The sequence below is a fragment of the Streptomyces sp. NPDC016640 genome (assembly GCF_043076215.1).
Classification (GTDB): domain Bacteria; phylum Actinomycetota; class Actinomycetes; order Streptomycetales; family Streptomycetaceae; genus Streptomyces.
In genome coordinates this window covers 219260-240353 of record NZ_JBIBRG010000009.1, presented here as the reverse complement: position 1 = coordinate 240353, position 21094 = coordinate 219260, and the positions used below count along the sequence as shown (strand labels likewise).

General features: G+C 72.1%; 17 protein-coding genes. 13 read left to right on the top strand and 4 right to left on the bottom strand.

What is annotated here, in order from left to right; all coding sequences use genetic code 11:
• Positions 1 to 5: 5 nt before the first annotated feature.
• Together ACF07S_RS20730 and ACF07S_RS20725 are read right to left on the bottom strand one after the other, a co-directional pair.
• Entirely contained in the window at positions 6 to 1280 is a 1275-nt protein-coding gene (locus ACF07S_RS20730) for a glucarate dehydratase family protein (RefSeq protein WP_391965393.1), read from the bottom strand.
• A gap of 67 nt (positions 1281 to 1347) precedes the next feature.
• Entirely contained in the window at positions 1348 to 2337 is a 990-nt protein-coding gene (locus ACF07S_RS20725; protein ID WP_391965394.1) for a 2-hydroxyacid dehydrogenase, read from the bottom strand.
• Positions 2338 to 2566: 229 nt separating this feature from the next.
• On the opposite strand from ACF07S_RS20725, the gene ACF07S_RS20720 reads away from it, so the two are divergent.
• The 7 genes from ACF07S_RS20720 to ACF07S_RS20690 are packed head-to-tail and all read left to right on the top strand — an operon-like array spanning position 2567 to position 8705.
• Positions 2567 to 4177, top strand: a complete 1611-nt coding sequence (locus tag ACF07S_RS20720; RefSeq protein WP_391965395.1) for an ABC transporter substrate-binding protein — start codon at positions 2567 to 2569, stop codon at positions 4175 to 4177.
• 1 nt (position 4178) lies between these two features.
• The gene (locus tag ACF07S_RS20715; RefSeq protein WP_391974749.1) at positions 4179 to 5108 is read left to right on the top strand and encodes an ABC transporter permease; all 930 of its coding nucleotides are present in this window, start codon (positions 4179 to 4181) and stop codon (positions 5106 to 5108) included.
• Between the two features lie 14 nt (positions 5109 to 5122).
• On the top strand, positions 5123 to 6088 hold the full coding sequence (locus tag ACF07S_RS20710; protein ID WP_391965397.1) for an ABC transporter permease: 966 nt from the start codon (positions 5123 to 5125) through the stop codon (positions 6086 to 6088).
• On the top strand, positions 6085 to 7095 hold the full coding sequence (locus tag ACF07S_RS20705; RefSeq protein WP_391974748.1) for an ABC transporter ATP-binding protein: 1011 nt from the start codon (positions 6085 to 6087) through the stop codon (positions 7093 to 7095). Before ACF07S_RS20710 ends, ACF07S_RS20705 begins: the two co-directional genes overlap by 4 nt.
• Positions 7088 to 8140 (top strand): ABC transporter ATP-binding protein, encoded by a 1053-nt coding sequence (locus ACF07S_RS20700; protein ID WP_391974747.1) that lies wholly within the window; start codon positions 7088 to 7090, stop codon positions 8138 to 8140. Before ACF07S_RS20705 ends, ACF07S_RS20700 begins: the two co-directional genes overlap by 8 nt.
• Positions 8131 to 8409: a hypothetical protein gene (locus tag ACF07S_RS20695; RefSeq protein WP_391974746.1), complete on the top strand. Its 279-nt coding sequence runs from the start codon at positions 8131 to 8133 to the stop codon at positions 8407 to 8409. Before ACF07S_RS20700 ends, ACF07S_RS20695 begins: the two co-directional genes overlap by 10 nt.
• 5 nt (positions 8410 to 8414) lie before the next feature.
• On the top strand, positions 8415 to 8705 hold the full coding sequence (locus tag ACF07S_RS20690) for a DUF6191 domain-containing protein (RefSeq protein WP_391974780.1): 291 nt from the start codon (positions 8415 to 8417) through the stop codon (positions 8703 to 8705).
• On the opposite strand, the gene ACF07S_RS20685 is transcribed toward ACF07S_RS20690, so the two are convergent.
• Positions 8632 to 9837, bottom strand: a complete 1206-nt coding sequence (locus ACF07S_RS20685; protein WP_391965401.1) for a PQQ-dependent sugar dehydrogenase — start codon at positions 9835 to 9837, stop codon at positions 8632 to 8634. The two genes, ACF07S_RS20690 and ACF07S_RS20685, sit on opposite strands and share 74 nt — an antisense overlap.
• A gap of 100 nt (positions 9838 to 9937) precedes the next feature.
• On the bottom strand, positions 9938 to 10936 hold the full coding sequence (locus ACF07S_RS20680) for an aldo/keto reductase (protein WP_391965402.1): 999 nt from the start codon (positions 10934 to 10936) through the stop codon (positions 9938 to 9940).
• Positions 10937 to 11010: 74 nt separating this feature from the next.
• On the opposite strand from ACF07S_RS20680, the gene ACF07S_RS20675 reads away from it, so the two are divergent.
• The 6 genes from ACF07S_RS20675 (at position 11011) to serA (ending at position 20976) form a co-directional block, all read left to right on the top strand.
• Positions 11011 to 12036 (top strand): 2-hydroxyacid dehydrogenase, encoded by a 1026-nt coding sequence (locus tag ACF07S_RS20675; RefSeq protein WP_391965403.1) that lies wholly within the window; start codon positions 11011 to 11013, stop codon positions 12034 to 12036.
• Between the two features lie 352 nt (positions 12037 to 12388).
• Positions 12389 to 15382 (top strand): putative bifunctional diguanylate cyclase/phosphodiesterase, encoded by a 2994-nt coding sequence (locus ACF07S_RS20670; RefSeq protein WP_391965404.1) that lies wholly within the window; start codon positions 12389 to 12391, stop codon positions 15380 to 15382.
• 230 nt (positions 15383 to 15612) lie between these two features.
• Entirely contained in the window at positions 15613 to 17460 is a 1848-nt protein-coding gene (locus ACF07S_RS20665; protein WP_391965405.1) for an acetolactate synthase large subunit, read from the top strand.
• Between the two features lie 21 nt (positions 17461 to 17481).
• The gene (gene ilvN / locus ACF07S_RS20660) at positions 17482 to 18006 is read left to right on the top strand and encodes an acetolactate synthase small subunit (protein ID WP_356340244.1); all 525 of its coding nucleotides are present in this window, start codon (positions 17482 to 17484) and stop codon (positions 18004 to 18006) included.
• A 118-nt stretch (positions 18007 to 18124) separates the two neighbouring features.
• Entirely contained in the window at positions 18125 to 19123 is a 999-nt protein-coding gene (gene ilvC / locus ACF07S_RS20655; protein ID WP_391965406.1) for a ketol-acid reductoisomerase, read from the top strand.
• Positions 19124 to 19386: 263 nt separating this feature from the next.
• The gene (serA, locus tag ACF07S_RS20650) at positions 19387 to 20976 is read left to right on the top strand and encodes a phosphoglycerate dehydrogenase (protein ID WP_391974745.1); all 1590 of its coding nucleotides are present in this window, start codon (positions 19387 to 19389) and stop codon (positions 20974 to 20976) included.
• Positions 20977 to 21094 lie beyond the last annotated feature (118 nt).

Sequence of the window (21094 nt, the reverse complement as noted above, 5' to 3'; positions counted from 1 at the left end):
GCCGCTCACCACCTGGGGGTCTTGGTGGGGAAGGAGGGCTCGAAGCGGCGCATGTAACCGGTGTCGTCGCGGTCGCGCAGCCCGCAGTCGAGGTACTGCCGGTGCAGCCGGGCCAGGGCGTCCCGGTCCAGCTCCACGCCGAGTCCCGGGGCCGTCGGGACGGCGAGGCGTCCCTCGTGGAACGTCAGGGGCGTGGGGTCGATCACGTCCTCGTCCGGCCGCTTCCAGGGCCAGTGCGTGTCACAGGCGTACGTCAGCCGAGGTGTCGCGGCGGCGAGGTGGGTCATCGCCGCGAGGCTGATGCCCAGGTGCGAGTTGGAGTGCATCGACATGCCGAGCCCGAAGGTCTCGCAGATCGAGGCGAGCCGGCCGCAGCGCCGCAGACCGCCCCAGAAGTGGTGGTCGGACAGGACGATGCCGACCGCTCCCTTCGCCACGGCCGGGGCGAGGTCGTCGAACGACACGACGCACATGTTGGTCGCCAGCGGTGTGGGCGTCCGGCCGGCCACGGCGGCCATGCCGTCGATGCCCTCGGTCGGGTCCTCCAGGTACTGCAGGACGCCTTCCAGCTCCCGGGCGACGCGCAGCGAGGTCTCCGTGCTCCAGGCGGCGTTGGGGTCCAGGCGCAGGGGGAGGCCGGGGAACGCCTCGCGCAGCGCCCTGATCGCGGCGATCTCCTCGTCGGGAGGGAAGACACCGCCCTTGAGCTTTATGGAGGTGAAGCCGTAGGTGCCGATCATGCGGCGGGCCTGCTCGACCAGCCCCGCCGGGTCGAGCGCGGCGCCCCAGTCGTCGTCCTCCTGGCCCGGGTGCCCGGCCCACTTGTAGAAGAGGTACGCGCTGTAGGGGACCGAGTCGCGCACCGCTCCGCCCAGCAGGTCGCTGACCGGCCGGCCCACGAGCTTGCCCTGGATGTCGAGGCAGGCGACGTCGAACGGCGACACGACCCGGTCCACGGTGCTGCTGCCCGTGACCATGCCGGACATGCCGTCGCCGCCCGTGGTGTCGGGGCCCAGGGAGCGGGTGGTGCGGGCGATCAGGTCGTTGAGGCTCCACACGTCCATGCCGACCAGCTCGTCGGCGGCGCGGCGCAGCCGCTGGAGGTGCACCGTGCCGCCGTAGGTCTCGCCGACGCCGCTGACGCCGCCCTCCGTGGTGATCTCCACGACGGTGCGCAGCGCGTAGGGCTCGTGCACCCCGACCGTGTTCAGCAGGGGGTGGTCCCGGAAGGCCACGGGGGTCACGGTGACGCCGGCGATCCGCTCTGAGGTCCGTACCATGCATGCCATCCTCATATGTAGTCGGCGTTCTCATTTGTAGACAGCATGAGCGGCGGTGTCAATGGGCTCACCCCGGTACCGGGGTGAGCAGGACGCCCTCGGTCATGAACCGCTCCACATTGCGCAGCACCAGGTCGCCCATGGCCTCGCGGGTCTCCCTGGTCGCGCTGGCGATGTGGGGGAGCAGCACGACGCGGTCCGATTCCAGGAGCGCCCGCGGGACGTTCGGCTCGTCGGCGAAGACGTCCAGCGCCGCGCCCGCGATCCGCCCCGCCGCCACCGCCGCGACCAGGGCGGACTCGTCGACGACGCTGCCCCGCGCGACGTTCACCAGGTGGCCCTCGGGCCCGAGCGCCTCCAGCACCGCCGCCGACACCAGCCCTTCGGTGTCCGCGCCGCCCGCGACGGTGACGACGAGCGCGTCGCACGCGGCGGCCAGCGCCTGCGCGGTGGGCAGGTGCCGGTACGGCACGTCCGCCACCGGGACCCGCGAGCAGTACGACACCTCCGTGCCGAACCCCTCCAGCCGTCGCGCGACGGCCCGGCCGATGCGGCCGAGGCCGAGGATGCCGACCCGCTTCCCGCTCACCCGGGCGGCCAGTGGGAACGGCGCCGCGCTCCACCCTCCGCCGCGCACGTACCGGTCGGCGGCCGACAGCCGGCGCATGGAGTCGATCAGCGCGCCCACGGCGAGGTCGGCCACGCAGTCGGTCAGCACGTCCGGGGTGTTGCCGACGTCGATGCCGCGCGCCCGGGCGCGGGCCACGTCCGTGGTCTCGTGGCCGACGCCGAAGTGGACGATCGCGCCCAGCCGCGGCAGCGCGTCCATCAGGTCGTCGCCGACCCCGAACCGCGCGCTGGTCACGGCGGCCGCCACGTCGCCGCCGTGGTCGCGCAGGTACGCGGCCGGATCGGGCAGTTCGTGCAGGCGCACCGTGCGGTAGCGGCCGGCCAGGGCCCGCTCCAGGCTCGGGAGCAGGGGTGACACCTGGAGCACGGTGGCCGGCCGGGTCGGGGCGCCGGGAGTGATGTCGGTCGTGGTGCCGGGAATGGGCATGTGTTCTCCTGTCGTCGTCGAGGGGCTCCGGGTGCGCGGCGCGGCGCGGACGGCCGGGGTGCGGGAGCGGTGCGGCGGATCCGTTGCCGCGCATCTCTTGACGCTGCCACGGTGCCGGTTTAGCTTCGGCGTTCACAGATGCGGACCGGGTACGTCAGTGTAGACAGCTCCTCGCAGTCGCCCGTACGTGGAACGCGACACATCCGCACTCACCGGAGACAAGCCGACGATGAAGTTCTCCGAATTCCCCCGCCCACCCGCCCGGTTGGGCCGCCCGTCCGCCCGGCGAACGCGGCGCCGCGCGGCGACCGCGACGCTCCTGGCGGGCACGGTGCTGCTGTCCGGCGGCTGCGCCGTGGCGGGCAGCGCCGCCGGTGACGCCGGACGTGCCGACGGCCGCACGCTGCGGGTGGTGCTCACCCAGGAGCCCCCGACCCTGGAACCCTGCGAGGCCTCACTGACCGGCACCGGCGTCGTCGTCCGGTCCAACATCACCGAGCCCCTCGTCGAACGGGACCCGGACTCCGGCGAACTGCACCCGCTGCTCGCCACGGGCTGGAAACGGACCGGCGAGCGCACCTGGGACTTCGACGTGCGCACCGGGGTGACCTTCCAGAACGGCGAGCCGTTCACCGCCGAGGACGCCGCCTTCTCCATCGACCGGGCGGTCAACTCCGACCTCGCCTGCAACGTCGAGGGCTATGTCTTCGGCGACGAGGACCTGGAGGTGAGGGCGGTGAGCGACACCCGGCTGACCGTCACCACCGAGCGGCCCGACCCGATCCTGCCGCTGCGCCTGAGCTTCGTGGAGATCGTGCCGCGCACCACCGACGCCGACGCCAAGGTCCGCATCCCCGTCGGCACCGGCCCCTACGCCGTCGGCTCCTGGCAGCCCGGAGCGGCCATCTCCCTGAACCGCCACGACGGCTACTGGGGCGAGGCCCCGGACTTCCCCCGCGCCCGCTACGTCTGGCGGAGCGACGCGAGCGTCCGGGCCGCGATGATCGACAAGGGGGAGGCGGAGATAGCGGTCGCCCTCGACCCCGCCGAGGCGGAGAAGGACACGACCGCGTCCTACCCCAACAACGAGACGACCGCGCTGCGGCTGGACGGCCGCGAGGCACCGCTCGACGACATCCGGGTGCGCCGGGCCGTCGACCTGGCCGTGGACCGCGAGGGCATCATCGGCGCCCTGCTCGGCGGCCTCGCCGAACCGGCCGGCCAGCTGGTCCCGCCCGGAGTGGTCGGACACGACGACGACATCGAGCCGACCCGGCAGAACGTGGCCCGGGCCAAGGCCCTGATCGAGGAGGCCGAGGCCGACGGCGTGCCGGTGGACCGGCAGATCACCCTGGTAGCACGCAACGGCATGTTCGCCGGGGTGTCCGAGACCGCGGAGGCCCTCCAGTACCAGATGCGGCGGATCGGGCTGAACGTCAAGGTCCGCATGGCGGACACCGCCACCCAGCTCCAGTACCAGCTCCGGCCGCTGCCCGAGGGCGTGGGCCCCATCGCCCTGCTGATCATGCACGGCAACCAGGCCGGTGACGCGGCCTTCACCACCAGCCAGTACCTGCTGAGCGACGGACCCCAGTCCGCCTTCGGCACCGAGGAGCTCGACCGGCGCATCGACGAGGCGGGCGCGCTCTCCGGCGAGGAGCGGCAGAAGGCCTTCGCCGATCTGCTCGCCGACCAGAACAAGACGGTCGTCCAGTACACCCACCTGGCCCACATGAGCGGACTGCTCGGCCTGTCACGGTCGATCCGGTACGAGCCGGACTCCGCCACCGGCGACGAGATGCGGCTGGCAGAGGTCAGCCCGGCGAAGGCGAAGCACTGACATGGTTCCTTTTCTGCGCAAACGCATCCTCTCCAGCGCCGTCCCCCTCGTGTGCGTGGTGCTGGGCGTGTTCTTCCTGGCCCGGATGACCGGCAACCCGGTCGACCTCTACCTCCCGCTGAGCGCCACCGCCGAGCAGCGCGCGGAGTTCTCCGCCGCGCAGGGCTTCGACCTCTCCGTCCCGGCACAGCTGTGGAACTACCTCGTCGACGCCGCGCACCTGGACTTCGGCACCTCGCTCAGGACCGGCGAGTCCTCGACCTCGATGGTCCTGGACGCCTTCCCGGTCACCCTCCAGCTCGCCGGCGTCACCATGCTGCTGGCTATCACCGGAGCGGTGCTGATCGGCAGCCTGGCCGCCCACCGGCCCAACTCCCCGGCCGACCGGGTCGCCAGCCTGCTGTCGATGACCGCCGCCAGCATCCCCGACTTCTGGTTCGCGGTCATGGGCGTCCTGGTCTTCGGCGTGAGCCTCGCCTGGCTGCCCACCTCGGGCACCCTGGGCGGGCCCGAGGTCTGGGTCCTGCCCGTCGCCACCCTGCTGATCCGCCCGTTCGGCGTGCTGGTCCAGGTGGTGCGCGGCAGCATGGTCTCCGCGCTCTCCGCGCCCTACGTCAGGATCGCCCGCAGCAAGGGCGCCACACCCCGCCGGGTGATCTTCGGGCACGCCCTGCGCAACGCGGTGACGCCCGTGCTGACCGTCGCCGGCGACCTGACGGTGGGCCTGGTCAACGGCGCCGTGATCGTGGAGACGATCTTCGGCTGGCCCGGCATCGGCAAGCTCATGATCGACTCCATCCTGCAGCGCGACTTCGCGGTCCTCCAGGCGGCCGTGCTGCTCACCGCGGTGACCATCTTCGCGCTGAACATCCTGGTCGACGTCTGCCACGCGCTGACCGACCCCCGAGTCCGTCAGGCGGTACCGGCGTGAGCCAAGGAAACAGCATGACCACAACAGAGACCTCCGCCGATCCCGCGAAGGACACCGCCCCCGCCGGCGACCGTCCGCCGCGCTGGTGGCGGCTGCTCGGCCGGGACCGCGCCGCGGCCGCCGGAGCCGTCGTCCTCACCCTGGTCGTCCTCGTCGCCCTCTTCGGCCGGCTGTTCATCGGCGACCGCGCACAGCGCCAGGACCTGGACGCCTCGCTGCGCCCGCCGTCCCTGGGCGACGGGGTGTACGGGCTGCTCGGCACCGACGTCCTCGGGCGCAGCGTGCTGGCCCGCCTGATCGACGCGGCGGCGACGACCCTGTCCGTGGCCGTCCCCGCGGTGCTGTGCTCCCTCCTCATCGGATCGGCCCTGGGACTGTGGGCCGGCTACCACGGGGGGCGCCGGGAGAGCCTGGCGATGCGCCTCGCCGACGTCATCCTCAGCTTCCCCTCCCTGCTCATCGCGGTGGTCGTGCTCTACGTCTTCTCACCCTCCGCGCTGAACATCGTGCTGATCCTCGCCGTGGCCCGCATCCCGGTGTACCTGCGCACCTCCCGTGCGGAGGCGGCCGAGCTGCGCAGCCGGCTGTTCGTCGACGCGGCCCGCACCTTCGGCACCCCCGCCCGGCACATCATCCACCGGCACATCCTGCCGATCGCCCTGCCGACCCTGCTCACCGTGGCCACCCTCGACTTCTGCTTCGTGATGCTCACCGAGTCCTCCCTGAGCTTCCTGGGCATCGGCATCCAGCCGCCGGACGTCAGCTGGGGCCTGATGGTCGCCCAGGGCCGGCAGTACCTCCAGACCGCCTGGTGGATCACGGTGCTGCCCGGGCTCGCCATCGTGGTCACCACCGTGTCCGCCACGGTGCTCGCCGCCTGGGCCCGCATGGCCACCGACCCCGCCCAGCGCTGGCGTCTGACGCTGCCCCGCAAGCGCCGCGGAGCCTCCGCAGCCGTTCCCCCGGAGTTGATCCCGTGACGACCACATCCGCCCCCGCCCCGTCCGCCACCGACCCCGCCCTCGACGTCGAGGGGCTGTGCGTGGACCTGAGCACGCCCTCCGGGACCGTACGCGCCGTGGACGGCGTCAGCTTCAGCGTCCGCCGCGGCCGCACCCTCGCCCTGCTGGGCGAGTCCGGCTGCGGCAAGTCGATGACCGCGCTGTCGGTGGTCGGACTCCTCGACCCCGCGGCCTCCGTGACCGGCGGCGCCGTACGGGTCAGGGGCCAGGACACCCTGCGGCTCGGCCCGGCCGAACGCCGCAAGCTGGCCGGCCCCGTGCTGTCCATCGTCTTCCAGGACGCCCTGACCGCCCTCAACCCGGTGCAGCCGGTCGGCCGGCAGATCGGCGAGCCGTTCCGCATCCACCGCGGACTCTCCCGGCGCGCGGCCCGGGAGAAGGCGATCGAGCTGATGACCCGCGTGGGCATCCCCGAGCCCAGGCAGCGGGCCAGGTCCTATCCGCACCAGTTCTCCGGGGGCATGCGCCAGCGGCTGCTGATCGCCATGGCCGTCGCCCTCGACCCGGACGTCCTCATCGCCGACGAGCCGACCACCGCGCTCGACGTCACCGTGCAGGCGCAGATCATGCGGCTGCTGCGGGACCTCCAGGACGAGCGGGACATGGCCGTCGTACTGATCACCCACGACCTGGCCGTGGTCGCCCAGCGCGCCGACGACGTGGTCGTGATGTACGCCGGCACGGTGGTGGAACAGGGAACGGTGCACGACGTCCTCACCTCCCCCCGTCACCCCTACACCCGCGGGCTGCTCGACTCCGTGCCGGAGGACGCCGAGCGCGGACAGCCGCTGCCCGCCGTCCCCGGCAGCCCGCCCGAGCTGAGCGCGGTGCCGCCCGGCTGCGTCTTCCAGGCCCGCTGCCCGCTGGTGCGGGAGCGCTGCCTGCGGGAGCGGCCGTCCCTGCGCGGCGCCGGCGACGGACGCGCGGCCGCCTGCCACTTCTCCGAGGAGCTCGACCGTGCCTGACTCCCCTGCCACCACCGCCACCCCCGCGTCCCGGTCCGGCGGAGCCGACGGCCACCCGCCGCTGCTGGAGGTCCGCGGCGTCACCAAGACCTTCGGCAGCGGCCGGCACCGGCTCACCGCCCTGGACGGAGTGGACCTGCGGCTCGGCCGGGGGGAGACACTGGGGCTCGTCGGCGAGTCCGGCTGCGGCAAGTCCACCCTGGCCCGGGTGCTGCTCGGCCTGGAACGGCCCGACACGGGCACGGTGCGCTACGACGGCGTCGACCCCTTCGCCCTGCGCGGCAGGGAACTGCTGAACTGGCGCCGCCGCGTCCAGATGGTCTTTCAGGACCCCTTCGCCTCGCTCAACGCCCGGATGTCGGCCGCCGACCTGATCGGCGAGCCCTGGCGCACCCACCGGGACGTCGTACCGGACGCGAAGGCCCGCGAGAAGCGGATCCGTGAACTGCTGTCCCTGGTCGGGCTGCGGGACAGCGACGCCCACCGCTTCCCCAACGAGTTCTCCGGCGGACAGCGCCAGCGCATCGGCATCGCCCGCGCGCTCGCCCTGGACCCCGACCTCATCGTGTGCGACGAGCCGGTGTCCGCCCTGGACCTGTCGGTGCAGGCCCAGGTCCTCAACGTGCTCTCGGAACTCCAGGCGCGCCTCGGGGTCGCGTACGTGTTCATCTCCCACGACCTGTCCGTGGTGCGGTACATCGCCGACCGGGTCACGGTGATGTACCTGGGCAAGGTCGTCGAACACGGCGGGACCGACGACGTCTTCGAACGGCCGCGGCACCCCTACACGGCCGCGCTGATGTCGGCGGCGCCGACCCTGGACACCTCCCGCACCACCGACGACCAGGAGATCCAGCTCAAGGGCGAGATCCCCTCGCCCTTCGACATCCCGTCCGGCTGCCGCTTCCGCACCCGGTGCTGGCGCGCCGAGGACACCTGCGCCACCCAGCCGCCGCCCGCCGTCGCCCGGGAGTCCGAGGGCGCGGACGACGCACACAGCGCCCTGTGCCACTTCCCGCTGGAGGCGCGGTCCGCGTGGGCATGACCGGAGGGGAGTTCGCCCTGCTCTCCCTCACGCTCGGCGTCGGAGCGGTGCTCCAGGTCTCCGTCGGCTTCGGCCCGGGCGTGATCGCCGCGCCGGTGTTCTCCCCGGTCGACCCGGGTCCGGCACCGTCCGTGGTGCTCCTGCTCGCCGTCGGTGTGACGGCGGCGGTGCTGGTGCGCGAAGGCGGCGGGGCGGATCTGCGCGCGCATCGGCGCGGTCCGTTCCCGGCGGGGGCGGGGGAGCGGCCGGCGGGGGGACAGCAGGGGTAGGACCCATTCGCCCTGGGGAAGGGGAGCGGTGTTCGACGCCTTCGAGGAACTGTTCGCCCTCCGGCCGCAAGCACACCCGCGACGGGCAGAACCGCCTGGAACCGACCCGGGAGGACGCCGGCGACGCCGACCCCGGACGCGGGCCGGCAGGCCTCGCGTCCGGAAAGGCCACCGTGCGCACACCGACGGCGCCGGAGGAGGTGCCCGAGGCGGACCGGGCGACTAGCTCACCTCCAGCTCCAGGATCCGGTCGTCGCCCTCCTCCGGGTTGCCGCGCCCGTCCGTGTTGCTGGTGACCAGCCACAGCTTGCTGCCGTCCGCCGCCACCGTGCGCAGCCGGCCGTACTCGCCCTCCAGGAAGGCCTGCGGTTCCGCCGAGGCCTCCGTGCCCTTGAGCGGTATGCGCCACAGCCGCTGGCCGCGCAGCCCCGCCATCCAGACCGAGCCCTCGGCGTGGGCGATACCGCTGGGAGAGGCCTCGTCGGTGCTCCACTGGCCGATCGGGTCGTGGAAGCCGCCGTCGTCCGACTCACCCTCCGCCTCCGGCCAGCCGTAGTCGTCGCCCGGCTTGATCGCGTTCAGCTCGTCCCAGGTGTTCTGGCCGAACTCCGAGGCGAACAGCCGCTGCTTGCCGTCCCACGCCAGACCCTGCACGTTGCGGTGGCCGTACGAGTACACCGCGGAGCCGGGGAACGGATTGCCCGGGGCCGGCTCGCCCTCCGGGGTCAGCCGCAGGATCTTGCCGCCCAGGGACTCCTTGTCCCGGGACAGACCCGTGTCACCGCTCTCGCCCGTGCCCGCGTACAGCATCTTGTCCGGGCCGAAGGCGATCCGGCCGCCGTTGTGGATCTCGCCCTTGGGGATGCCCCGGAAGACCGTGTCCGGCGCGCCCAGCTGCTCACCGGCCGGTTTCCCCTCGTCATGGATCATGCGGACGATGCGGTTGTCGGAGACCGAGGTGAAGTACGCGTAGATCATGCGGTCCGAGGCGTACCCGGGGGAGAGCGCGATACCGAGCAGGCCGCCCTCACCGGACGGCGACACCCCGGGCACCTCGCCCAGCTCGGTCTTCTCGCCGGTCCTCCCGTCGACCCGGGTGATCGTCGCCTCGTCCCGGGAGGAGACCAGCAGATCGCCGTCGGCCATCGGGGCCAGGCCCCAGGGGGAGCTCAGGCCCGTGGTCACCGTGCGGACCACCTTCACCGAGCCCTTCGCGGGCGGTGTCTCCTCCGCGGTCCCCTCCGGCGGCGGTGACGAGGACGTCGCCGCCGTACCGGTCGGGGAGGCGCTGCCGTCTCCGCCCGGCGGTCCCCCGTCGTCGGAGGAGCAGCCGGCGGTCAGCAGGAGCGCGGCGGCGGCCAGTACGGCCGTCACGGCTCGTCGTTGCACGATCTCGTCCCTTCGGCGCGGCGGGGTCCTACCTGTCATACACCGCTCGTGGTCCCGAAGTTCCCGATCATGGAACCCCGAACCCCGAACCGCGAATCCCGAACCACGAACCGCGAGACCGCCGCCGCCGGTCCGCCGCTCAGTCCCACGACCCCTGCGCCGCCGGCAGCTCCGCGATCTCCGTGAGGTCGCGCTCCGTCAGGCGCAGGTCCACCGCCGCCGCGTTCTCCGCGACCCACCGCTCCCGCTTGGCACCGGGGACCGGGATCACCTGGCGGCCCCGGGACAGCACCCAGGCCAGGGCCACCTGCGCCGGGGTGACGTGCTCGCCGTGCCGGCGGGCGACACGGCGCAGGCCGACCACGATCGGCTGGTTCGCGGCCATCATCTCGGCCGTGAAGCGGGGGTGCCGGGCGCGCAGGTCGTCCGCCTCGAAGCCCACGCCGGGTGTCAGCGTCCCGGTCAGGAAGCCGTTGCCCAGCGGCATCGCGGCCAGGAAACCGATGCCCCGCGACGCGCACCACGGCAGCAGCGTCTCCAGTGCCTCCGGCGACCACACCGACAGCTCCGCCTCCACCGCACTCACCGGAAAGACCTGCTGCACCCGCTCCAGCTGCCGGATCGTCGTGTCGTGCAGCCGCGCCCCCGGCCGCCGGGCCGACCGCGCCCCCACCGCGCACAGCCCCAACGCCCTTACCTTGCCCGCCCGTACGAGCTCCGCCATCGCGCCCCAGGTCTCCTCGACCGGGACCTCCGGGTCGGCCCGGTGCAACTGGTAGAGGTCGATGACATCGGTCTGGAGCCGGCGCAGCGACGCGTCGCAGGCCCGTCTCACGTACCCCGGGCGGCCGTTGGCCACGATGTGCTGGTCACCCACCAGCAGACCGACCTTGGTCGACACGAAGGCGTCGGAGCGCCGCTCCTTCAGCACCCGCCCGAGCAGCAGCTCGTTGGTGAACGGGCCGTACATGTCGGCGGTGTCGAGGAACGACGAGCCCAGGTCCAGCGCCCGGTGCACCGCCCTGAGCGACGCCTCGCCGCGCTGCCGGGACGTGCTGTAGGCCCAGCTCATCGGCATGCACCCGAGTCCGACGGCCCCCACCGCGAGCGCCCCCGCGCCGATCGTCCTGCGCTCCACCTGCTCGTGACCCTCCCTCTCCGGCCCCCAACCTAACCTCTGCGGTCCCGGGCCCTTGAACTAGCCTCCCGGGCATGACTGCTGACGTATGGCTCCCCCTCCCGCCGGAGGGGATCGAGGGGCTCCCCGAAGGGCCGCACTACCGCTTCTGGGACGGCGGCGAGGAGTTCCCCGCCGACCCGGCCGACTGCGTCTTCTACGTCGTGCCGTACATGAAGCCCGCCGGGATCGGCATGCGGCCACTGCCGCTGATGCGCTCGGTCCGGGTCGTGCAGACCCTGTCGGCCGGTACCGACCACGTGGAGCCCGGCCTGAAGCACCTGCCCGCCGGTGTGCGGCTGTGCAACGCGCGCGGGGTGCACGAGGCCAGCACCGCCGAGCTCGCCCTCACCCTGATCCTGGCCTCCCTGCGCGGCATCCCCGACTTCGTGCGGGCCCAGGACGAGGGGGAGTGGCGCGGCGCCTTCCGGCCCGCGCTCGCCGACCGGACCGTGCTCATCGTGGGGTACGGCTCGATCGGCGCCGCCATCGAGGACCGGCTCGTTCCGTTCGAGGTCGCGCGGGTGGCACGCGTCGCACGCTCCGCGCGCACCACGGAGCGCGGCCCGGTGCACCCGCTCACCGAACTGCCCGCCCTGCTCCCGGAGGCGGACGTCGTGGTCCTCTCCACCCCGCTCACCGAGACCACCCGGCACCTCGTGGACGCCCGTTTCCTGGCCCGGATGAAGGACGGCGCCCTGCTGGTGAACGTGGCCCGCGGGGGCGTCGTCGACACCGCGGCGCTGCTCACCGAGCTGGAGGGCGGACGCATCACCGCGGCCCTCGACGTCACGGACCCCGAACCGCTGCCCGCGGAACATCCCTTGTGGCGGGCACCGGGCGTCCTGATCAGCCCGCACGTGGGCGGACCCACCTCCGCCTTCCTGCCGCGCGCCAAGCGGTTGCTGGTGGACCAGTTGCGCCGTTTCGTGAACCGGGAGCAGCTCGGCAACGTGATCCTGGTGACGGGAGCGGAAGGCGACCAGTCCGCTTCGAGCACCGAATGCGACTTCCCGGCCGCACCGGGTACTCGCACATCGAGTGATCGTTACGGAGAGTAGAGAACCTATGTCCCTGAGTGACGAGACTGGTGTATCGTCCGGACAGGGGATGCGCCGCTGACCACCGGCGCATGGGATGGACACGCAGACTGTGAGGGGGGCGACGGGCGATGCACGGCCTACGGACGAGCGATCCCACGCGGCGGAGTCGTCGGCGACGAATGGGGGGCACGGCCGCGCGCGGCCGCGGTCACCACGGCGGCGGCCACATCCGGCACGGCGACCACATCCGGCACGGCGGCCATGACGGCGGTCCCGGCCGCCACCGCCCGCACACCGGCCGCGGGAGGCAGACCCCCCCGGCGCACCGGGGACAGAGGAACCCGGGAGCGGCGCGGACCGGGAGGCTGAGGTGAGCGCGCCCACCCGCACCCCCACGCTCCGGGAAGCGGTGCGGCCGCGGACCGCTCCGCGCTCGCTGCCGTTCAGCGCGCCGGCCGTCGGCCGCCCTCCCGGACCGGTCGCGCAACTCGGTCTGGCCCTGGTCTGCGCGGCCTATGCCGTCGGCGCCGCGTTCGGCTGGGGTTCGGAACGACTCGCCCTGATCATGGGCGACTTCGGGCTGAGCGCGGCGGCGGCGGCCGCCGCGGTGTCCTGCGCCGTCTACGCCCGCAGCCCCCGCACCCGGTTCCGGCCCGCCTGGCTGCTGTTCGCCCTCTCGTCGGCCATGGCCGCCCTGGGCAACCTGGTCTGGGGGTGGTACGAGGTCGTGCTGGGGGTCGAGGTGCCCAGCCCCAGCTACGCCGACCTGTTCTTCCTGTGCTTCGCGCCGCCCGCCATCGTGGGACTGCTGGTGCTCGCCAAGCGGCCCGTGAACAAGGCCGGCTGGGTCTGTCTCGCGCTGGACGCCTGGCTGATCGGCGGCTCCCTGCTCACCCTCGCGTGGAGCCTGGCGCTCGCCCAGGCCGCGCAGGCCGAGGGGCCCGGCGTCGCGCACATCGCCCTGTCACTGGCCTACCCGCTGCTCGACATCGCCCTGGTCAGCATGGTGCTCGCGCTGCACTTCAGGCGTTCGGCGGTGAACCGGTCCGCGGTCAACACCGCGATCGGCGCGCTCGCGCTGACCGTGATGTGCGACGCCCTGTTCACCTCCCCGCTGCTGCACGACGGTTACCGCTCCGGACAGCTGCTCGACGCGGGCTGGTTCGCCGGCTCGCTGCTCCTGGCGTACGCCCCCTGGACCGCGCCCCGCAGCGGCCGGCCGGAGAGAGAGGGGCACACGCTCGTGGTCCATGAGCACCTGCCCGGGCGGCTCGGCGGGCCGCACCGCCACCACCCGCCCGCGCCCGTCGGCGAGCACGGCCGGTATCCGCTCTCCCGGCCCATCGCCGGTTCCCTCGCCGCGCTCACGCCCTACCTCGCCGCGGCCGTATGCACCCTGGGGATCCTCTACAACGTCCTCAACGGCCGCAGCGTCGACCGCGTGGTGCTGCTCACCGGGGGCACCGTGGTCCTCGCGCTGGTCGTCCGCCAGGGCATCATGCTGCTCGACAACATCACCCTCACCCAGGAACTGGCGCAGAAGGAGAACCACTTCCGCTCGCTGGTGCAGGGATCCAGTGACGTCATCATGATCGCCGCGCCCAGCGGCATCCTCCGCTACGTCTCCCCGGCCGCCGCCGGGGTGTACGGGCGTTCCGCGGAGGAACTGGTGGGGACGGAACTGGCCGGTCTGATCCACCCGGAGGACCTGGGCTGTGTGGTGCACGAGGTGCGCCGCTTCCTCGCCGCGAACCCCGTCGAGGAACCCACGACCCGCATCGAATGCCGCTTCCGCTCCGGCGGAGGCGGCTGGCTGAACGTCGAGTCGACCGTCAACCGGCACCACGGCGGCCTCATCTTCAACAGCCGTGACGTCACCGAGAGGGTGCGGCTGCAGGCGCAGCTCCAGCACAACGCGGAACACGACCCGCTCACCGACCTTCCCAACCGCGCCCTGTTCACCCGGCGCGTCCAGCAGGCCCTGTCCGGCCGCCGCGCCTCGGACCGCGGTGCGGCCCTCAGGGGCACGGCCGTGCTCTTCATCGACCTCGACGGTTTCAAGGGCGTCAACGACACCATCGGGCACCAGGCCGGGGACGAACTGCTCGTCCAGGCCGCCCGCAGACTCCAGGACGCGGTCCGCAAGGGGGACACCGCCTCCCGGCTGGGCGGCGACGAGTTCGCGGCCCTGATCGTCGGCGACGGCGCCCGCGACCGGACGGCCCGCGAGCGCCACATCCTGGAGCTCGCCGACCGCCTCAGGTCGACGCTGTCACAGCCGTATCCCATCGACGGCAACGATGTCCGCGTCAACGCCTCCATCGGTGTCGCCTTCGCCGAACCCGGCCTCGGCGCGGGCGAGTTGCTGCGCAACGCCGACCTCGCCATGTACCGGGCCAAGGCGGCCGGCAAGGGCCGGGTGGAGCTGTACAAGCCCCAGATGCAGCGGGAGGTCGCCCGCAGGGCCGAGCTGGCCACCCGGCTGCGCGCGGCACTGCACCACGGCGAGTTCGCCCTGCTGCACCAGCCGGTGGTCTCCCTGGCGGACGGCCGGATCACCACGGTCTGCGCCCAGGCGCGCTGGCGCTCGTCCCAGGGGGTGCTCTTCACCCCCGCGGAGTTCCTGCGCGTGGCCGAGGACAGCGAGAAGGCCGCCGAGCTGGGCCGGTGGGTGCTGGAGGAGGCCGTGGAGCAGGCCGCCGAGCGGCACGCGACCGGTCTGCCCGTGCCCGTCGCCGTCCGGCTCGGCGCGCGCCGGCTGCTGGACCGGTCGCTGCCGCTCGGCTCGATCGAGGCTCTGCTCACCCGGCACGGGCTGCCGTCCGGCTCCCTGGTCGTGGAACTGGCCGACACCGACCCCCGGGTCCCCCTGGAGGAACTGGAGCGCCGGCTGGCCGTGCTGAAGCGGCTCGGCGTCCGGATCGCGCTCGACGGCTTCGGCAGCGGACCCGCCGCGATCACGGCCCTCCGGCGGCTCCCGGTCGACGTGCTGAAGCTCGACCGCAGTCTGGTCGACGGCGTGGTGGAGTCCGCGCGGCTGCACAAGATCACCAGTGGGCTGCTGCGCATCGCCTCCGACCTCGGGATGCAGTCCGTGGCCGACGGGGTGGACCTGCCCGAGCAGGTGGTGGCCCTGCGCGCGATGGGCTGCACGCACGGACAGGGCCTGGCCTTCTCCGGGCCGCTCGACGAGTACCGGCTGCGCAGGGCGCTGGCCGCCGGGCACTATCCACTGCCGCACGGTGCGGCCGAGCCGGTGTTCGCCGGCCAGGGATCGGGGGTGTACTCCGGCGGAGTGACCGCCGTACTCAAGGGCGGCACGGCCCTGCGCTCACATAATGAGACTCCCGTCCCACCCACTTGACAGTGGATGTGCGCCGGGGGGAGGGTCAGTGCCATGCGCACCCGAATTCTCGTACTTGGACAGCGCGTCGGCTGACGCTGGGCCTCGACCGCTCAGCGACCTCCACCCGGCGCGCTCCCCTCGCTTGCCTTACGGCACGAGGGGTTTTTTGTTGCACAGGCACCTGTCGAGCAGCACGCGTAACCCGCACAAACCTCGCAAAAACCCTCAGCATCGAGAAGAGAATGCCGATGACCGAGCAGGCCACCGGGGCCCCTCACCCGCAGCCCCGGCCCCGATCCGGAGGACAGTCCGCCCCCGTCGAGCACGTCACGGGTGCGCAGGCCCTCATCCGCTCCCTCGAGGAGGTCGGCGCCGACACGGTATTCGGCATTCCCGGCGGGTGCATCCTTCCGGCGTACGACCCGCTGATGGACTCGGCCAAGGTGCGTCACGTCCTGGTCCGCCACGAGCAGGGCGCCGGCCACGCGGCCGAGGGCTACGCGCAGGCCACCGGCAAGGTGGGCGTCTGCATGGCGACCTCGGGACCCGGCGCCACCAACCTGGTCACGCCGCTCGCCGACGCGCACATGGACTCCGTGCCGATGGTCGCGATCACCGGCCAGGTCGCCTCCAAGGCGATCGGCACGGACGCGTTCCAGGAGGCGGACATCGTCGGCATCAGCATGCCGATCACCAAGCACAACTTCCTCGTCACCAAGGCCCAGGACATCCCGCGGGTGATCGCGCAGGCCTTCCACATCGCCTCCACCGGCCGTCCCGGTCCGGTGCTGGTCGACATCGCCAAGGACGCCCTGCAGGCGAAGACCACCTTCTCCTGGCCGCCCACCATGGACCTGCCCGGCTACCGGCCCGTCACCAAGCCGCACGCCAAGCAGATCCGCGAGGCCGCCAAGCTGATCACCTCCGCGAAGCGGCCGGTGCTCTACGTCGGCGGCGGTGTCCTCAAGGCCGGCGCCACCGCCGAGCTGAAGGTCCTCGCCGAACTCACCGGAGCGCCCGTCACCACCACCCTGATGGCGCTCGGAGCGTTCCCCGACAGCCACCCGCTGCACGTGGGAATGCCGGGCATGCACGGTTCGGTCACCGCCGTCACCGCGCTGCAGAAGGCCGACCTGATCGTCGCCCTCGGAGCCCGCTTCGACGACCGCGTCACCGGCAAGCTGGACAGCTTCGCCCCGTACGCCAAGATCGTCCATGCCGACATCGACCCGGCCGAGATCGGCAAGAACCGCGCCGCCGACGTGCCGATCGTCGGTGACGCGCGCGAGGTCATCGCCGACCTCGTGCAGGCGGTCCAGAAGGAGCACGCCGAGGGCCACCAGGGCGACTGCACCGCCTGGTGGACCGACCTCAACCGCTGGCGCGAGACCTATCCCCTCGGCTACGACCAGCCCGAGGACGGCTCGCTCTCCCCGCAGCAGGTCATCGAGCGCATCGGCCGGCTGGCACCGGAGGGCACGATCTTCACGGCCGGCGTCGGCCAGCACCAGATGTGGGCCGCGCACTTCATCGAGTACGACAGGCCCGCCACCTGGCTGAACTCCGGCGGCGCCGGAACCATGGGCTACGCGGTCCCGGCCGCCATGGGGGCCAAGGCGGGCGTGCCCGACCGCACCGTCTGGGCGATCGACGGCGACGGCTGCTTCCAGATGACCAACCAGGAGCTCGCCACCTGCGCCCTGAACAACATCCCGATCAAGGTCGCCGTCATCAACAACGGCGCCCTCGGGATGGTCCGCCAGTGGCAGACCCTCTTCTACAACCAGCGGTACTCCAACACAGTGCTGCACTCCGGCCCCGACGACGTCAACCCGGAGGCGAGGGGCACGCGGGTCCCCGACTTCGTGAAGCTGTCCGAGGCCCTGGGGTGCCACGCGATCCGCTGCGAGGACCCCGCCGACCTCGACAAGGTCATCGAGGAGGCCAACTCGATCAACGACCGCCCGGTCGTCGTGGACTTCATCGTCCACGAGGACGCGATGGTGTGGCCGATGGTCGCCGCCGGGACCTCCAACGACGAGATCATGGCCGCCCGGGACGTCCGCCCCGACTTCGGCGACAACGAAGACGACTGAGCGAGAGAGACCGAAGAGATCATGTCCAAGCACACGCTCTCCGTCCTGGTGGAGAACACCCCGGGCATCCTGGCCCGGATCGCCGCCCTCTTCTCCCGCCGCGGCTTCAACATCGACTCGCTCGCCGTCGGCGTCACCGAACACGCCGACATCTCCCGCATCACCATCGTGGTGAGCGTCGACGAGTTCCCGCTGGAGCAGGTCACCAAGCAGCTCAACAAGCTCGTCAACGTGCTGAAGATCGTCGAACTCGAACCCGGGCAGGCGGTCCAGCGGGAACTCGTTCTGGTGAAGGTGCGCGCCGACAACGAGACGCGCTCCCAGATCGTCGAGATCGTCCAGCTGTTCCGCGCCAAGACCGTGGACGTCTCACCGGAGGCCGTGACCATCGAGGCCACCGGCAGCAGCGACAAGCTGTCCGCCATGCTGAAGATGCTGGAGCCCTTCGGCATCAAGGAGCTCGTCCAGTCCGGCACGATCGCGATCGGACGCGGTGCCCGTTCCATCACGGACCGGTCGCTGCGTGCGCTGGACCGGTCGGCGTAAGACGCGGAACGGGCGGCCGGACACGACCGGCCGCCCGCATTCCGAGACCCCGAACCTTCCCCTCCCCCCACCGTCATACGGTGGGACGCAACACCTGCACCCAAGGAGAGAACCCAAAGTGGCCGAGCTGTTCTACGACGCCGACGCCGACCTGTCCATCATCCAGGGCCGCAAGGTCGCGGTCATCGGGTACGGCAGCCAGGGCCACGCCCACGCCCTGTCGCTGCGCGACTCCGGCGTCGACGTGCGCGTCGGTCTGCACGAGGGCTCCAAGTCGAAGGCCAAGGCCGAGGAGCAGGGCCTGCGCGTGGTGAGCCCGTCCGAGGCCGCCGCCGAGGCCGACGTCATCATGATCCTGGTCCCGGACCCGATCCAGGCCCAGGTCTACGAGGAGCACATCGCCCCGAACCTCAGCGACGGCGACGCCCTGTTCTTCGGCCACGGCCTGAACATCCGCTACGGCTTCATCAAGCCCCCGGCCGGCGTGGACGTCTGCATGGTCGCCCCGAAGGGCCCGGGCCACCTGGTGCGCCGTCAGTACGAGGAGGGCCGCGGCGTTCCCTGCATCGCCGCCGTCGAGCAGGACGCCACGGGTAACGGCTTCGAGCTGGCCCTGTCGTACGCCAAGGGCATCGGCGGCACCCGCGCCGGCGTCATCAAGACGACCTTCACCGAGGAGACCGAGACCGACCTGTTCGGCGAGCAGGCCGTGCTGTGCGGTGGCACCGCCGCGCTGGTCAAGGCGGGCTTCGAGACGCTGACCGAGGCGGGCTACCAGCCGGAGATCGCCTACTTCGAGTGCCTGCACGAGCTGAAGCTGATCGTGGACCTCATGTACGAGGGCGGCCTGGAGAAGATGCGCTGGTCGATCTCCGAGACCGCCGAATGGGGCGACTACGTCACCGGCCCGCGGATCATCACCGACGCCACCAAGGCCGAGATGAAGAAGGTCCTCGCCGAGATCCAGGACGGCACGTTCGCCAAGAACTGGATGGACGAGTACCACGGCGGTCTGAAGAAGTACAACGAGTACAAGCAGCAGGACTCCGAGCACCTGCTGGAGACCACCGGCAAGGAGCTGCGCAAGCTCATGAGCTGGGTCGACGAGGAGGCGTAAGCCGCACCGCCGGGGGCCGGAGCGACATGCTCCGGCCCCTTGGGCGGACAGGGGCAACGTCGGTGGTACGGCGTTGTCCGTCCCGCCCCACCACGGACGGGTGATCCTTTTGAAGCACGTGGGACGACGCCCTCGGCGCCACTAGACTGCTGCACTACATACGCGTCAGGCCCACAGCGTCGTGCGTCTTCCACGCGGCAAGCACCCCTCCACCGCCTGCGGCCGTCGGGACGGCCGTCCGCATTGGACTTGTGAGGACTCACGTGAGCTCGAAACCCGTCGTACTCATCGCTGAAGAGCTGTCGCCCGCCACCGTCGACGCACTCGGACCGGACTTCGAGATCCGCCACTGCAACGGCGCGGACCGTGCCGAACTGCTGCCGGCCATCGCCGACGTGGACGCGATCCTCGTCCGCTCCGCCACCAAGGTCGACGCCGAGGCGATCGCCGCCGCCAGCCGCCTCAAGGTCGTCGCCCGGGCCGGCGTCGGCCTCGACAACGTCGACGTCTCCGCCGCCACCAAGGCCGGCGTGATGGTGGTCAACGCGCCCACCTCCAACATCGTGACCGCCGCCGAGCTCGCCTGCGGTCTCCTCGTCGCCACCGCCCGCAACATCCCGCAGGCCAACGCCGCGCTGAAGAACGGCGAGTGGAAGCGGAGCAAGTACACGGGCGTCGAGCTCGCCGAGAAGACCCTCGGTGTCGTGGGTCTGGGGCGGATCGGCGCCCTCGTCGCGCAGCGCATGTCCGCCTTCGGCATGAAGGTGGTCGCCTACGACCCCTACGTGCAGCCCGCGCGGGCCGCGCAGATGGGCGTGAAGGTGCTGTCGCTGGACGAGCTGCTCGAGGTCTCCGACTTCATCACCGTCCACCTGCCCAAGACCCCCGAGACGCTCGGCCTCATCGGCGACGACGCGCTGCGCAAGGTCAAGCCGGGCGTCCGCATCGTCAACGCCGCCCGCGGCGGGATCGTCGACGAGGAGGCGCTGTACTCGGCGCTCAAGGAGGGCCGGGTCGCGGGCGCGGGCCTGGACGTGTACGCCAAGGAGCCGTGCACTGACTCCCCGCTGTTCGAGTTCGACCAGGTGGTGTGCACCCCGCACCTCGGCGCCTCCACCGACGAGGCGCAGGAGAAGGCCGGCATCGCCGTCGCCCGTTCGGTGCGCCTCGCGCTCGCCGGCGAGCTGGTCCCGGACGCGGTGAACGTGCAGGGCGGGGTCATCGCGGAGGACGTCAAGCCGGGCCTGCCGCTCGCCGAGCGCCTCGGCCGCATCTTCACCGCGCTCGCCGGCGAGGTCGCGGTCCGCCTCGACGTCGAGGTGTACGGCGAGATCACCCAGCACGACGTGAAGGTGCTGGAGCTGTCCGCGCTCAAGGGCGTCTTCGAGGACGTCGTCGACGAGACGGTGTCCTACGTCAACGCGCCCCTGTTCGCCCAGGAGCGCGGCGTCGAGGTACGCCTCACCACCAGCTCCGAGTCGGCCGACCACCGCAACGTCGTCACCGTGCGCGGCACCCTGGCCGACGGTGAGGAGATCTCGGTCTCCGGCACGCTGGCCGGCCCCAAGCACGTCCAGAAGCTCGTCGCGGTCGGTGACTACGACGTGGACCTCGCGCTCGCCGACCACATGCTCGTCCTGCGCTACGAGGACCGGCCGGGCGTCGTCGGCACCGTGGGCCGCATCCTCGGCGAGGCGGGCGTCAACATCGCCGGCATGCAGGTCGCCCGTGCCACGGTCGGTGGTGAGGCGCTGGCGGTGCTGACCGTCGACGACACGGTGTCCCCCGGGGTGCTGGCCGAGCTCCCGGCGGAGATCGGCGCGACGTCGGTGCGTTCCGTCAACCTCGTCTGAGGTGACCGGGGGCCCCGCCCCCGACCCCCGTTCGCCCTGAACGGGATCGTCCTCACACGCCGGACGGGCTGAGTGGATCAGCCCGTCCGGCGTTTTCCGCGGCCGCCTCCCAGCCCAC